This is a genomic window from Bacteroides sp. OM05-10AA (assembly GCF_003439055.1).
Taxonomy (GTDB): domain Bacteria; phylum Bacteroidota; class Bacteroidia; order Bacteroidales; family Bacteroidaceae; genus Bacteroides; species Bacteroides intestinigallinarum.
Map to the genome: position 1 here is coordinate 25765 of NZ_QSUR01000022.1, position 14781 is coordinate 40545.

Annotated in this window: 13 protein-coding genes; all 13 read left to right on the top strand. The window is 41.5% G+C overall.

Translation table 11 applies throughout. From position 1 onward, the window contains the following. Positions 1-322: 322 nt before the first annotated feature. The 13 genes from trpB to DXB58_RS17115 all read left to right on the top strand — a co-directional run bounded on the left by trpB (position 323) and on the right by DXB58_RS17115 (position 14601). Positions 323-1510, top strand: a complete 1188-nt coding sequence (gene trpB / locus DXB58_RS17050; protein WP_122137641.1) for a tryptophan synthase subunit beta — start codon at positions 323-325, stop codon at positions 1508-1510. Between the two features lie 48 nt (positions 1511-1558). After that, complete coding sequence (locus DXB58_RS17055) at positions 1559-2965, top strand: anthranilate synthase component I family protein (protein ID WP_004300104.1); 1407 nt, start codon at positions 1559-1561, stop codon at positions 2963-2965. Between the two features lie 45 nt (positions 2966-3010). Further along, positions 3011-3577, top strand: a complete 567-nt coding sequence (locus tag DXB58_RS17060; protein ID WP_122137675.1) for an aminodeoxychorismate/anthranilate synthase component II — start codon at positions 3011-3013, stop codon at positions 3575-3577. Positions 3578-3581: 4 nt separating this feature from the next. Then, a complete protein-coding gene (gene trpD / locus DXB58_RS17065; protein ID WP_122137642.1) occupies positions 3582-4577 on the top strand; it encodes an anthranilate phosphoribosyltransferase in 996 nt (331 codons plus the stop codon). A gap of 48 nt (positions 4578-4625) precedes the next feature. Next, on the top strand, positions 4626-5408 hold the full coding sequence (gene trpC, locus DXB58_RS17070; protein WP_122137643.1) for an indole-3-glycerol phosphate synthase TrpC: 783 nt from the start codon (positions 4626-4628) through the stop codon (positions 5406-5408). 26 nt (positions 5409-5434) lie between these two features. Further along, entirely contained in the window at positions 5435-6058 is a 624-nt protein-coding gene (locus DXB58_RS17075; protein ID WP_004300108.1) for a phosphoribosylanthranilate isomerase, read from the top strand. 18 nt (positions 6059-6076) lie between these two features. After that, positions 6077-6847: a tryptophan synthase subunit alpha gene (trpA, locus tag DXB58_RS17080; protein ID WP_004300109.1), complete on the top strand. Its 771-nt coding sequence runs from the start codon at positions 6077-6079 to the stop codon at positions 6845-6847. Between the two features lie 754 nt (positions 6848-7601). Further along, entirely contained in the window at positions 7602-8642 is a 1041-nt protein-coding gene (locus DXB58_RS17090) for an asparaginase (RefSeq protein WP_004300111.1), read from the top strand. Positions 8643-8883: 241 nt separating this feature from the next. Continuing rightward, entirely contained in the window at positions 8884-11268 is a 2385-nt protein-coding gene (locus DXB58_RS17095; RefSeq protein WP_122137644.1) for an LruC domain-containing protein, read from the top strand. A gap of 234 nt (positions 11269-11502) precedes the next feature. Beyond that, entirely contained in the window at positions 11503-11868 is a 366-nt protein-coding gene (locus DXB58_RS17100; protein WP_004300114.1) for a PleD family two-component system response regulator, read from the top strand. Between the two features lie 17 nt (positions 11869-11885). After that, the gene (locus DXB58_RS17105) at positions 11886-13043 is read left to right on the top strand and encodes a sugar transferase (RefSeq protein WP_004300115.1); all 1158 of its coding nucleotides are present in this window, start codon (positions 11886-11888) and stop codon (positions 13041-13043) included. Between the two features lie 11 nt (positions 13044-13054). Then, positions 13055-14002, top strand: coding sequence for a glycosyltransferase family 2 protein (locus tag DXB58_RS17110; protein WP_122137645.1), 948 nt, complete (start codon positions 13055-13057; stop codon positions 14000-14002). After that, positions 13954-14601, top strand: a complete 648-nt coding sequence (locus DXB58_RS17115; RefSeq protein ID WP_122137646.1) for a DapH/DapD/GlmU-related protein — start codon at positions 13954-13956, stop codon at positions 14599-14601. Before DXB58_RS17110 ends, DXB58_RS17115 begins: the two co-directional genes overlap by 49 nt. Positions 14602-14781 lie beyond the last annotated feature (180 nt).

A 14781-nucleotide genomic window follows, 5' to 3' on the forward strand; every position in this document is an offset into this window, starting at 1 on the left:
AGTTCAGGTTGAAAATTGTTCTATATCAGAAAAATGAAGGCAAAAGAGAAAAAAAGTCATTTTTTGTTTGCTGTTTCAAACAAAGTGTCTATATTTGCCCCCATAAAATTACAAAAGACAATGAGAACAATGTTAGTAAATACATATTGGTGGTGGCACCCGTTACAACTCCGACAGTCGTAAGGGAGCAGCGCTCGTATGTATATACCTCATTAAAGATATAACAGATTTGAAAGAGCCCTGTCGCAACTTGCGGCAGGGCTCTTTTTATTTGCCCATTTTCGAACAGATTTAGATAATAACATAAAAAATAGATAGGATTATGAAAAGTTTTTTAGTTGACCAGGATGGCTATTACGGAGAATTCGGTGGTGCTTATGTACCGGAAATCCTCCACAAATGTGTTGAGGAACTGACGAATAAGTACCTCGAAGTGATTGAAAGCGAAGAATTTAAAAAGGAATTCGAGCAGTTGTTACGCGACTACGTAGGACGCCCTTCCCCCCTCTATCCGGCAAAACGCCTTTCCGAAAAGTATGGTTGCAAGTTGTATCTGAAACGGGAAGACCTGAATCATACCGGTGCACACAAAATCAACAACACCATCGGACAAATCTTGCTGGCACGCCGCATGGGAAAGAAGCGTATCATCGCCGAAACCGGAGCCGGACAACATGGAGTAGCAACAGCTACCGTATGCGCATTGATGGATATGGAATGTATCGTTTATATGGGAAAAACGGATGTAGAACGCCAACACATCAATGTGGAGAAAATGAAAATGCTGGGAGCTACCGTTATTCCCGTTACTTCCGGAAACATGACCTTGAAAGACGCAACCAACGAAGCGATCCGCGACTGGTGTTGCCATCCTGCCGACACTTATTATATTATCGGCTCTACCGTAGGCCCTCATCCTTATCCTGATATGGTGGCACGCCTGCAATCTGTTATCAGCGAAGAAATAAAAAAACAACTGCAAGAAAAAGAAGGACGTGACTATCCGGATTATCTGATAGCCTGCGTTGGAGGAGGAAGTAATGCTGCCGGAACGATTTATCATTATATCAATGATGAACGGGTAGGCATCATTCTGGCGGAAGCCGGAGGCAAAGGAATAGAAACCGGAATGACCGCCGCCACCATCCAACTCGGTAAAATGGGAATTATCCACGGAGCGCGTACTTACGTCATCCAAAACGAAGACGGACAGATTGAAGAGCCTTACTCGATTTCCGCCGGACTGGATTATCCGGGCATTGGTCCGATACACGCCAATCTTGCCGCACAAAGACGTGCCAACGTTTTGGCAATCAATGACGACGAAGCAATAGAAGCCGCTTACGAACTGACTAAACTCGAAGGTATTATCCCTGCACTGGAATCCGCCCATGCATTAGGAGCTTTGAGAAAATTGAAGTTCAAACCGGAAGATATCGTTGTATTGACTGTTTCAGGACGAGGAGACAAAGATATTGAAACCTATTTATCGTTTAATGAACAGCAATAAGTAATTAGTAAACCATCATTCGTAATCAATAATCAAGCAATTATAGAAATGAAAACATTTAATTATACAACTCATAGCAAACAAGTGCTCGGAGATATGCATACTCCCGTCAGCATTTACCTGAAAGTGCGCGACATGTATCCGCAATCTGCATTAATGGAAAGTTCCGACTATCATGCCGGAGAAAATTCCTTGTCATTTATAGCCCTCTGTCCCCTGGCAAGTATCGGTATAAACGGCGGTATTGTCACTGCCAACTATCCCGATAACAGCCGCACGGAAGAACCCCTGACAAAAACCTTCCATGTAGAAAAGGCCATGAACCGGTTTATCAATCAATTCCAGGTGACCGGGGATAATAAGAATGTATGTGGACTTTACGGATACACGACGTTCAACGCTGTGAAATACTTCGAGCACATCCCAGTGAAAGAAAGTCACGATGAGCAAAATGACGCTCCGGATTTGCTATACATATTATATAAATATGTCATTGTTTTCAATCATTTCAAAAATGAATTGACACTCGTTGAAATGTTGTCCGAAGGAGAAGAAAGCGGCTTACCGGAACTGGAAGCAGCCATCGAAAACCGGAATTATGCTTCTTACAACTTCTCTGTAACAGGTCCCGTTACCAGCCCTATCACCGACGAGGAGCATAAAGCCAATGTCCGCAAAGGAATTGCGCACTGTATGCGTGGAGATGTTTTCCAAATCGTACTTTCCAGAAGATTTATCCAACCTTATGCCGGAGATGATTTCAAAGTGTACCGCGCACTCCGCAGCATCAATCCTTCTCCTTATCTTTTCTACTTCGATTTCGGAGGATACCGCATCTTCGGTTCTTCACCGGAAACACATTGCAAAATCGAAGATGGTCGTGCTTACATCGATCCGATTGCCGGAACTACCCGCCGTACCGGAGATGTAGTAAAAGACCGGGAACTGACAGAAGCTTTATTGGCCGACCCTAAAGAAAATGCAGAGCATGTCATGCTGGTTGATCTTGCCAGAAACGACCTTTCCCGTAATTGTCATGATGTACGCGTACTATTCTATAAGGAACCACAATATTATAGTCATGTCATTCACCTGGTAAGCCGTGTCAGCGGTGTGTTGAATGAGGGCGCAGATAAAATAAAAACGTTTATTGATACGTTTCCTGCCGGCACATTAAGCGGTGCTCCCAAAGTACGCGCTATGCAGTTAATCAGCGAAATCGAACCACATAATCGTGGAGCCTATGGTGGCTGTATCGGTTTTATCGGATTGAACGGCGAATTAAATCAGGCTATCACTATCCGTACTTTTGTAAGCCGCAACAATGAGCTCTGGTTCCAAGCCGGAGGAGGTATTGTAGCCCGCAGTCAGGATGAATATGAACTGCAAGAGGTGAACAACAAACTGGGAGCACTGAAAAAGGCGATTGATTTAGCTGTCAAATTAAAAAATTGAAAGCAGAGACAGTATTTGAACAACCATTTTACAATGACAATAAAAATGAAAATATTACTTTTAGATAACTACGACTCTTTCACTTATAACCTACTGCACGCAGTGAAAGAATTAGGGGCTACAGATGTAGAAGTAGTCCGCAATGACCAGATAGAGCTTGATGAAGTAGACCGATTTGATAAAATCATCCTGTCTCCCGGACCGGGCATCCCCGAAGAAGCCGGACTGCTATTACCTATTATTAAAAGATATGCTCCGACCAAAAGCATTCTGGGTGTCTGCCTCGGTCATCAAGCCATCGGCGAAGCTTTCGGAGCACGTCTGGAAAATCTCAAAGAAGTATATCATGGGGTACAGACTCCGATTACCATCCTTCAACAGGACCTGCTTTTTGAAGGGTTGGGAAAAGAAATCCCTGTTGGAAGATACCATTCCTGGGTAGTCAGCCGGGAAGGTTTTCCCGATTGCCTGGAAATAACGGCAGAAAGTCAGGAAGGACAAATCATGGCAATCCGCCATAAGACCTACCATGTACATGGTATTCAGTTCCATCCCGAATCAGTATTAACTCCGCAAGGAAAAGAAATTATTAAAAACTTCTTAAACGATTAAACTTATGAAACAGATTCTATACAAACTTTTCGAACATCAATATCTGGGACGCGATGAGGCTCGCACCATTTTACAGAACATCGCACAAGGAAAATATAATGATGTACAGATAGCCTCTTTAATTACCGTCTTTCTGATGCGTAATATCTCTGTAGAAGAATTATGCGGTTTCCGCGATGCATTGCTTGAAATGCGTATTCCGGTTGATTTAAGTGAATTTGCTCCGATAGATATCGTAGGAACCGGAGGTGATGGAAAAAATACATTTAATATTTCTACAGCTTCCTGTTTTACTGTTGCCGGAGCCGGTTTCCCGGTTGTGAAACATGGTAATTACGGAGCAACATCAGTCAGCGGTGCCAGTAATGTGATGGAGCAACACGGTGTAAAGTTCACCAGTGACGTCGATCAACTGCGCCGTAGCATGGAGAAATGTAATCTTGCCTATCTGCATGCTCCTTTATTCAATCCGGCATTAAAGGCAGTTGCTCCGGTTCGTAAAGGATTGGCAGTGCGCACTTTCTTTAATATGCTCGGTCCGTTGGTTAATCCGGTATTACCGGCCTATCAGCTTTTAGGAGTTTACAACCTCCCGTTACTTCGCCTCTATACCTATACTTATCAGGAAAGCAAGACGAAATTTGCCGTTGTTCATAGTCTCGACGGATATGACGAAATCTCTCTGACAAATGAGTTTAAAGTGGCGACCAGCGATCATGAAAAGATTTACGCTCCCGAGAGTCTCGGATTCTCCCGCTATAAGGAAACTGACCTGGATGGTGGACAAACACCGGAAGATGCAGCTAAGATTTTCGACCAGATCATGAATAACACGGCTACGGAAGCTCAAAAAAATGTAGTGGTAGTCAATTCAGCTTTCGCCATCCATGTGATTTGTCCGGAGAAGACTATTGAAGAATGTATTGCTCTCTCCAAAGAGTCATTGGAAAGTGGACGCGCATTAGCTACCCTAAAAAAATTCATTGAATTGAACAGTTAATGTTTTATTTTTGCAAATCCATCATTTACAATTAATAATCCCACATCAATGAAAGATATATTATCAGAGATTATAGCAAATAAACGATTTGAAGTTGACCTGCAAAAGCAGGCTATCTCCATCGAGCAATTACAGGAAGGTATCAGTGAAGTTCCGACCTCTCGTTCTATGAAGCAGGCATTAGCCTCTTCTGCATCGGGGATTATCGCTGAATTCAAGCGTCGGTCTCCATCCAAAGGATGGATAAAGGAAGAAGCATGTCCGGAAGAGATTGTTCCCTCCTATGCAGCAGCAGGAGCCTCTGCCCTTTCCATCCTCACCGACGAGAAATTTTTCGGAGGAAGTCTGAAGGATATCCGCACTGCACGCCCTTTGGTAGAGATCCCCATTCTTAGGAAGGACTTCATCATTGACGAGTACCAGCTTTATCAAGCTAAAATTGTCGGTGCCGATGCCGTACTTCTTATCGCAGCTGCATTAGAACCGGAGAAATGTAATGAACTTGCAGAAAAAGCTCATGAACTAGGTCTGGAAGTTCTTCTGGAGATTCATAGCTCCGAGGAATTAATATACATCGACAAGAAAATAGATATGGTAGGAATCAACAATCGTAATCTGGGTACTTTCTTCACTGATGTAGAAAACTCTTTCCGCTTGGCCGGACAGCTTCCCCAAGATGCTGTATTGGTATCCGAGAGCGGCATCTCCGATCCGGAAATAGTAAAACGACTTCGGGCAGCCGGATTCCGTGGATTCCTGATCGGTGAAACATTTATGAAAACACAGCAACCGGGAGAAACTTTACAGAATTTCCTGCAAGCAATCCAATAAACTAATTATTCAAAACGGACAGCCCTATGATTAACGGAAAAATTATCAAAGTATGCGGTATGCGTGAAGCTGAAAACATACAGGACGTAGAGTCTATCGAAGGCATAGATATGCTGGGATTCATCTTCTATCCTAAATCTCCCCGATATGTCTACGAGCTTCCGGCTTACTTGCCCATTCATGCCCGGCGTGTCGGAGTTTTCGTCAACGAAGACAAGCAGACAATCAGCATGTATGCTGATCGTTTCGGACTGAATTATGTACAGCTCCACGGAAATGAATCGCCGGAATACTGCCGGTCCTTACATTCCACTGGATTGAAAATCATCAAGGCCTTTTCAGTAGACCGTCCCAAAGATTTGAGAAAGGTATATGACTACGAAAAAGTCTGTGATCTTTTTCTGTTCGATACCAAATGCGAACAGTATGGTGGTTCGGGAAATCAATTCGACTGGAGTATTCTGGATATGTACAATGGACATGTACCCTTCCTTTTGAGTGGAGGCATTAACTCATACAGTGCCAATGCCCTGAAAGAGTTCAAGCATCCCCGGCTTGCCGGATACGATCTCAACAGCCGTTTTGAATTGAAACCGGGAGAAAAGGATCCGGAGCGTATCCGGACATTTTTAAACGAATTAAAATCATAATCTAAAAATTCCAACGTCATGAATAGAATTAATCAACTTTTCAATAGCAACAAGAAAGACATACTTTCTATTTATTTTTGTGCCGGTACTCCTACTTTGGATGGTACCGCTGATGTAATCCGCACGCTCGAAAAGCACGGAGTGAGTATGATTGAAGTCGGCATTCCTTTCAGTGATCCGATGGCAGATGGCATTGTTATTCAGAATGCCGCTACGCAGGCATTACGCAACGGTATGTCTCTAAAACTTCTTTTTGAACAATTACGGGATATTCGCAAGGACGTGAAAATTCCACTTGTGCTCATGGGATATTTAAACCCCATCATGCAATTCGGATTTGAGAATTTCTGCCGTAAATGTGTGGAATGTGGTATCGACGGCGTCATTATCCCTGATCTCCCTTTCCGTGATTACCAAGAACATTATCGTATCATTGCCGAACGCTATAACATCAGAGTGATTATGCTCATCACACCGGAAACCAGCGAAGAACGGGTACGCGAGATAGATACACATACCGACGGATTTATTTATATGGTTTCATCAGCAGCAACCACCGGAGCGCAACAGGATTTCAACGAACAAAAACGGGCTTACTTCAAAAAGATTGAAGATATGCATCTGAACAATCCGTTGATGGTGGGATTTGGTATCTCCAATAAAGCAACATTCCAAGCAGCTTGCGAACACGCTTCCGGAGCTATCATCGGCAGTAAGTTCGTCACTCTGCTCGAAGAAGAAAAAGACCCGGAAAAGGCGATTACCAGACTGAAAGAAGCCCTGAAGTAAGAGCCTCGGATGAAAATCTCCGCAGGCCGCAGGGCTATTTCCGCAAACCGTGGGGCTATTTCTGCAAGCCGTGGGGAGGCCGTACTTCACCCGTGGGACGAGCAGAGACGAGCCGTGAGCTGAACAAAAACAAGACGTGGACTGAACAGGATCGAGGCGTGGGCTTACAATCTCATTGCCCCTGTCATTCACCGAATCCGAAGTCCGAACAACAACAGCAGCAGTCTTCCTTTCCTCGCCAATATTGCTGCTGTTGTTTACAACAGTAGTAATATTTCTCTTCTCTTCTACTCTACTCTCTTGGGTTTCATTCGGTTTTCGCCCTTTATCCATCGGCGTTTCAGAGGTTTTTTCCACTGCACTTTTTCCCACTGTTTTTTGCATACTATTAACCACTGATTTGCTGTAGTCATTCTTTGCACACAGATACAGCAACAACACATAAATCCCTACAAGTTGCACTCCCCCTATCTGATACATCATGACGCTCAAATTGTCGTCTGCCCAAAAACAGATTTCTAACGGAAAATACCGGTCATTTTTCATTTTCTCTTTCGTTTTTTATTTAAAGCCGGACACTTCGTCCAACCTGCCCCAAAGATGAGGACATTTTTTCATACTACATATCGCAAAAATGCAACATAGATATTTTTTATAGCCTTGTCCTTCCAACTTTATATAATTCGTCGTTTACCACTCATTATTCGCATTTAATCCGTATCTTTGCCAATGTTTTAACAGTAATTCAACAATTATGAGAGCAGAAACTCCTTCCGTTTTGTTAATTTACACGGGTGGGACTATCGGAATGATAGAGAATCCGGAAACAGGTGCCTTAGAAAATTTCAACTTCGATCATTTGCTTAAGCACGTCCCCGAACTGAAAAGATTCAACTACCGCATTTCCTCCTACCAATTCGATCCCCCTCTCGACTCTTCAGACATGGAACCTGCCTACTGGGCAAAACTGGTAAAGATCATCAATTACAATTATGATTATTTCGATGGTTTCGTCATCCTTCACGGAACAGACACAATGGCTTACACTGCCTCTGCACTAAGTTTCATGCTCGAAAATCTAAGCAAACCTGTCATCCTCACAGGTTCCCAGCTCCCGATCGGGACTTTGCGCACAGACGGAAAGGAAAACCTCATCACAGCCATCGAAATTGCAGCAGCTAAAAATCCGGATGGTACGGCCATTGTTCCGGAGGTTTGTATTTTCTTTGAGAATCATTTGATGCGTGGTAACCGTACCACCAAAATCAATGCGGAGAATTTCAATGCTTTCCGCTCTTTCAATTATCCGCCATTGGCACGGGTAGGTATCCACATTAAATATGAGCCTAATCTCATTCGGAAACCAGACCCGACAAAACCGTTAAAGCCGCATTACCTGTTTGACACCAATGTGGTTATTCTAACACTTTTTCCGGGCATTCAAGAGAGTATCGTGACTTCTCTGCTTCATGTTCCGGGATTGAAAGCGGTTGTCATGAAAACCTTCGGTTCGGGAAATGCTCCGCAAAAAGAATGGTTCATCCGCCAACTAAAGGAAGCTACCGATCGTGGAATTATCATTGTCAACATTACACAATGTGCCTCCGGAGCAGTAGAAATGGGACGTTACGAAACAGGAATGCATCTTCTGGAAGCAGGTGTAATCAGTGGATATGACAGTACCCCCGAATGTGCCATAACAAAGCTCATGTTTTTATTGGGACATGGATTACCCAACAAGGATATCCGATATAAAATGAACTCCTGTTTAATAGGAGAAATCACCAAGTCTTAAGTTAAATCCATCTATTGTAACCCCCTGATTTTCGTTTTAAACAGTTGTATAAAAGTGAAAATCAGGGGTTTTCTCTTCTTCATCATCAAGGCCGAATCAAACCTAAAAGAGCCAAAGAAGAACCAAAACGGAAGTATAGTTGTTTTCACTCTATAAAATAACAGAAAAAACATTTCCAATAAAAGATATGCAGTTATTTTTGTGATGGATTTGGTTACAAACAATCAAGCAATAATACATTATGATGAAGAAAACAGTTCAATTTGTACCCATCATTGCAATAGCAATGGCAGGTACTATGTTTAGTTGTGTGGACTCTGGAAAGGATCTCTATGATCCGTCTTACGAAACACCTAACCCGATGGGAGACGGCTTTGCTGCTCCTAATGATATCGATTGGGACATGATAACCACTAAAAATGTCTCGGTCGAAGTGAAAGATGAAGAAGGAGGACTATTTGCTTATTTAGTTGAAATATATGCAGAAGATCCTTTGACTAATGAAAGCGCTTCCGTGCTCGCTGCAAGGACAGCTAATAAAGAAAACAACTTTAAATTTACAGCTGCTGTCAGTCTGCTCCCAACTCAAAAGGGCATTTATGTGAAACAAACCGACCCCAAAGGACGTGAACAGGTATATCAGTTCGATGTACCCGAAAACAGCGATAATATTACCTGTAAACTCTATTATGCAGAATCTGCAGCACAGAATAGAGCGTTAATGAGTCGTGGCGTTGCTACAAGAAGTCTTGCTTTTGAAAAACCTGATTACTCTTCCATACCAGCCGATGCTAAGGAAGTTACAGAAATGACCGGAACGACTTTGCTGCGTAATGCTAATTACAAAATCACCTCTGACTATAACGGTACATTCAAATTTGACGGATATGACGGTGATATCGCAACCAGAGTTTATGTAGATGCCCAATGGACTATTCCTGCAACTTTCCAATTCCAAAACGGAATTGAAATCATTGTGATGAACAATGCAAAGATTAAAGCATCAGGAACCATGACGTTCATAAGAAACTCCATGCTGACTATCATGGAAACAGGAGAAGTAAATGCAGACGATGTATCATTCACCAATGGAGCACCTGCCGCATTTAGAAATTGGGGTACACTAACTGTTGCAAACAAAATGACGCTACACTCCGGCGCAACACTCTACAATGAAGGAACCATAACAAGCAAGGATATCTCAATCAATTCTAACACAAAAATTGTGAATGACAATAAGATTGAGTTAAAAGGCGAATTAAATCTGCCGTCCAACTTCTCATTGGAAAATAACGGAGAGATTTATGGAGAGAAATTAATTGCAAATTCCGACGCTGTTGCTACCAACAACAACATCATGAAGTTTACAACCATCAGTCTCACCAACACGACTGTCAACAACGCTTGTAGCATGGAAGCAACTACTTCTTTCTATGCCAACGGAGCGACGTTTAACTTTACTCAAGGATACCTAAAAGCTCCTAAGATGGAGTTTGTCAATGGAACAGTAAACTTAAGCAATGGTTCTATGCTGGACGCAACTGTAAGTATTTATATGAACACCGGTCATGCTAAGTTTTATGGAAAAGGCGAAAATACTTCCATGATAAAATCTCCGGTTATAACCGGACAAGGTTTCACGTATGATGGTAATTTAGTCATTGAATGCGATAATCATGTTGAAAAAAGCCCATATTGGAACAACTTCTACGTGCAAAATGGTGCATACTTTACTAAAATGGGAGAATCCAAAGTTACGATAGAAGTCTGCACGGGTAAAAAGAATAACGGAAATGAAGGAGGAGATCCTGAAGATCCTAAGTTCCCGATCATCATGGATGATAATCGCAATTATGCTTATCTGTTTGAAGACCAATGGCCTTTATATGGAGATTACGATATGAACGACCTTGTTCTGATTATCAAGGAAAGAAAGATCTCCATCAATAAGAGCAATAAGGCAGAAGAATTCACGTTAAGTCTTGATTTATCGGCTGCCGGAGCTACCAAGAGCATCGGAGCTGCTATCATGCTGGACGGTGTTCCTGCCAGTGCTATCACACAGCCGGTGGTATTCAGTGATAACTCTCTTTTTAAAGGTTTCAATGTGAATAGTAATCTGATTGAGAACGGACAAGACTATGCGGTTATTCCATTATTTGACGATGCTCACAAAGCATTGGGAAGAGACCGTTACGAACAGATCAATACGATTGCAGGTCACTCTGCCAATACGAGTCCTAAAAATATCAGTTTCACTATAAAGTTCAGCAATCCTATCTCTGTGGATGAGCTTAATATCAATAAACTGAATGTTTTCATTTTCGTAGAAGGAAACAGAAACCAGCGTAAGGAGATTCATATTGTCGGTTATCAACCAACTAAGTTGGCAAATACAGACTTGTTCGGAGGAAACAACGACGATAGTTCTACTTCCCGCAAGAGATATTACATCAGCAAAGATAACCTGGCATGGGGAATCATGGTTCCGACAGACTTCAAATGGCCTTTGGAATATGTGAATATCAAATCAGCTTACTCGTTATTCGAAAGTTGGGTGACCAGTGGCGGTACTAAGAATGAAGAATGGTGGAAAACTTTTGATTCATCAAGAGTATATAAATAAGCCTAACAATTAATCTTTAACACGGATTCCACAAAAACTGGAATCCGTGTTTTTTCATTAAGATGCTGTAAGTCGCAATTAATAGAAAAAAAAGATATATCACGAATTTTACTCTCCAGATTGGGGATTATTCTAAAATAATATCTATATTTGCAGTGTATCACAAATATTATGTGACAACAATCTTAATCTATAAATCAAATAACAAAGCAAGCGATAGAAAGGTCTATTCGTATGAAGAAAAAAATATTACTAGTCGACGATAAATCGACAATCGGAAAAGTGGCCGGTGTGTATCTAGGAAAAGAGTATGATTTTACCTATTTGGAAGATCCCATCAAAGCAATAGAATGGCTTAATGAAGGCAATGTACCTGACCTCATTATTTCAGACATTCGTATGCCTCTCATGATGGGGGATGAATTCTTAAGATACATGAAGAACAATGAATTATTCAAGTCAATTCCTATCGTTATGTTATCCAGTGAGGAAAGTACAACGGAAAGAATCAGACTATTGGAAGAGGGAGCAGAAGACTATATCCTGAAACCATTCAACCCTTTGGAACTCAAAATCCGAATCAAAAAGATTATTGACTAATACCGGGTCTTCTACACATGCAATATTTTGTTTATATAGGCAGAGATAGCAAAACAATAGAACTACTCTCCCGACTAAGTATTGGGGTATTCTATGCTGCACCCAATTGTAGCAAAGCTGTCAAAGTATTGGAGAAAATACGCGAAAAATATGACGCAGCTCTATTTTTCGAACAAGTGAACATATCCAAAGATATTGCAGATATCCAATACATGCGTAAAAAGTATCCAGGGCTTTATATGGTACTCGTTATCGACTCCTTATCTAAGGAAGAAGCATCCGAATATCTTAAAGCCGGTATCAACAATACGATAAAATATGAAACAAGCCAGGAGGCTTTAAAAGATTTATCAACTTTCCTTAAACGAAGAAAAGATCAGAAAATAAAGGCACTTCAACTTAAAGCACAAAATATAAATGCTTTCCGCCTGCCTTTATGGAAAAGAACTTTTGATATTTTCTTTTCAGGAATGGCGATATTATGTCTTTCTCCTCTCTTAATATTTACTGCACTAGCTATCCGGATAGAAAGTAAGGGTCCTATTATCTACAAATCCAAGCGCGTAGGGAGTAATTATCAGATATTCGACTTCCTTAAATTCCGTTCGATGTATACTGATGCAGACAAGCATTTAAAGGATTTCAATGCCCTTAACCAATATCAGCAGGAAGATGAGGATATTTGGGGAGAAGAACCGGAAGCGGAAGTGAATGAAGAAATCGATGAAGAAGAAATCCTCTTGATATCTGACGATTTCGTAATCTCCGAAGAAGACTACATTAACAAGAAGTCCAAGGAAAAAAGCAATGCTTTCGTTAAGCTGGAAAATGACCCTCGAATAACTAAGATTGGACGTATTATACGTAAATATAGTATTGACGAGTTACCCCAGCTTATTAATATTTTAAAAGGGGATATGTCAATAGTAGGCAACCGCCCTCTCCCACTCTATGAAGCCGAGTTGCTGACAAGCGATGAACACATCGACCGTTTCATGGGTCCGGCCGGATTGACCGGTTTATGGCAGGTAGAGAAAAGAGGCGAAGCCGGTAAACTTTCTGCTGAAGAACGCAAGCAATTGGATATCACCTATGCAAAGACATTCTCTTTCTGGTTGGATATAAAGATTATTCTGAAAACAGTTACTGCATTCATTCAAAAAGAGAACGTATAATCTCCTTCCAGATGATAGACTCTTATATCTACATAATAGATGATCTGGTATTCTTCTGTACAGGGCTTTTGCTCCTATACCTATTTGTGATGGCCATAGCCTCACATTTCAAACATATCACCTACCCGAAGGCTCAAAAGGAATATGGTTGCGCCATTCTCGTTCCGGAGGGAAGTATTCTTCCGGATATGTATAAAGAAGAAGCGTACGAGTTTATCACATACAGCGATCTACATCAGACAATCAACAGTTTAGACCAGGAACGATACGACCTGGTTCTCTTCCTGTCCAATACAGCATGCGCTTTATCTCCACAATTCCTGAATAAGATATATAATGCCTATGATGCCGGTGTACAAGCCATCCAACTACATACGATAGTAGAAAACCGCAAAGGCATCCGTAATCACTTCCGGGCCATACGTGAGGAAATAAAAAACAGCCTCTGTAGAGCCGGCAATACACAATTCGGACTGTCATCCAATTTATTGGGGACTAATATGGCAATCGACCTAAAATGGCTGCAAAAGAACATGAAAAGTTCTAAGACTAATATCGAACGAAAATTATTCCGACAGAATATATACATTGACTACTTGCCGGATGTGATTGTTTATTGCCAGTCCGCACCCGTCTGTCCTTACCGTAAACGTATCCGGAAAACAACTTCCTACTTACTCCCTTCCATATTTGAAGGAAACTGGAGTTTCTGCAACCGGATCGTACAACAATTAACGCCTTCTCCGCTTAAATTATGTATCTTCGTAAGTATCTGGGCTTCGTTGATTACCATATATAATTGGACCTTATCATTCGGATGGTGGATTGCACTCTTCGGTCTATTAATCACTTATAGCCTGGCAATTCCTGATTATCTGGTAGAGGACAAAAAGAAGAAAAAACATTCAATATGGAGAAGAAAACACTTAAACAGCGAATTAAAGAAAACCCCGGCTTAAAACAGGCTGTACATCGTTTTATCATGCATCCCGTTAAAACTCGCCCTAATTGGTGGATACGGCTCTTCGATTTCATATACCTGAAACGCGGAAAGGGTGCTGTCATCTATCGGAGTGTACGCAAAGACCTCCCTCCTTTCAACCGATTCTCTTTGGGTAAATATTCTGTTGTCGAAGACTTCTCCTGTCTGAATAATGCAGTTGGCGACTTGACAATCGGAGATTATACACGCATCGGATTGAGAAACACAATCATAGGTCCGGTTAATATTGGCAATCATGTCAACCTGGCACAGAATGTAACGGTCACAGGACTCAACCATAATTATCAGGATGCAGAAAAGATGATTGACGAACAAGGTGTCAGCACCCTGCCTGTTGTCATCGAAGATGATGTATGGGTAGGTGCCAATTCGGTCATTCTACCGGGAGTAACTTTAGGGAAACATTGCGTAGTGGCTGCCGGAAGTGTAGTCAGTCATTCCGTCCCACCCTATTCAATATGTGCCGGATGCCCTGCAAGAATCATAAAAACATACGATTTCGAGACTAAAGAGTGGAAAAAAGTAGAGAAAACACCTGCTACTAACCATAAATAGTGAGAATAGCTACAGAATATACCTCATAAAGGTGATTGTGACACATTCTGAAACGCATTATCTTTGCAGTATCAGAATTGAATTAATTAGTCATAATTTTATTACGTAGCCACATTTAAGTAAAAAATGAAATAGAGTCCCGCCGAAGCGATTTCGTCGGGATTTTGTTTTTTATTACCT

What these genes read in the sequence shown, in the direction of transcription:
- trpB (WP_122137641.1), top strand. Translation starts at nt 323, where the DNA reads ATGAAAAGTTTTTTAGTTGACCAGGATGGCTATTACGGAGAATTCGGT.
- DXB58_RS17055 (WP_004300104.1), top strand. Translation starts at nt 1,559, where the DNA reads ATGAAAACATTTAATTATACAACTCATAGCAAACAAGTGCTCGGAGAT.
- DXB58_RS17060 (WP_122137675.1), top strand. Translation starts at nt 3,011, where the DNA reads ATGAAAATATTACTTTTAGATAACTACGACTCTTTCACTTATAACCTA.
- trpD (WP_122137642.1), top strand. Translation starts at nt 3,582, where the DNA reads ATGAAACAGATTCTATACAAACTTTTCGAACATCAATATCTGGGACGC.
- trpC (WP_122137643.1), top strand. Translation starts at nt 4,626, where the DNA reads ATGAAAGATATATTATCAGAGATTATAGCAAATAAACGATTTGAAGTT.
- DXB58_RS17075 (WP_004300108.1), top strand. Translation starts at nt 5,435, where the DNA reads ATGATTAACGGAAAAATTATCAAAGTATGCGGTATGCGTGAAGCTGAA.
- trpA (WP_004300109.1), top strand. Translation starts at nt 6,077, where the DNA reads ATGAATAGAATTAATCAACTTTTCAATAGCAACAAGAAAGACATACTT.
- DXB58_RS17090 (WP_004300111.1), top strand. Translation starts at nt 7,602, where the DNA reads ATGAGAGCAGAAACTCCTTCCGTTTTGTTAATTTACACGGGTGGGACT.
- DXB58_RS17095 (WP_122137644.1), top strand. Translation starts at nt 8,884, where the DNA reads ATGATGAAGAAAACAGTTCAATTTGTACCCATCATTGCAATAGCAATG.
- DXB58_RS17100 (WP_004300114.1), top strand. Translation starts at nt 11,503, where the DNA reads ATGAAGAAAAAAATATTACTAGTCGACGATAAATCGACAATCGGAAAA.
- DXB58_RS17105 (WP_004300115.1), top strand. Translation starts at nt 11,886, where the DNA reads ATGCAATATTTTGTTTATATAGGCAGAGATAGCAAAACAATAGAACTA.
- DXB58_RS17110 (WP_122137645.1), top strand. Translation starts at nt 13,055, where the DNA reads ATGATAGACTCTTATATCTACATAATAGATGATCTGGTATTCTTCTGT.
- DXB58_RS17115 (WP_122137646.1), top strand. Translation starts at nt 13,954, where the DNA reads ATGGAGAAGAAAACACTTAAACAGCGAATTAAAGAAAACCCCGGCTTA.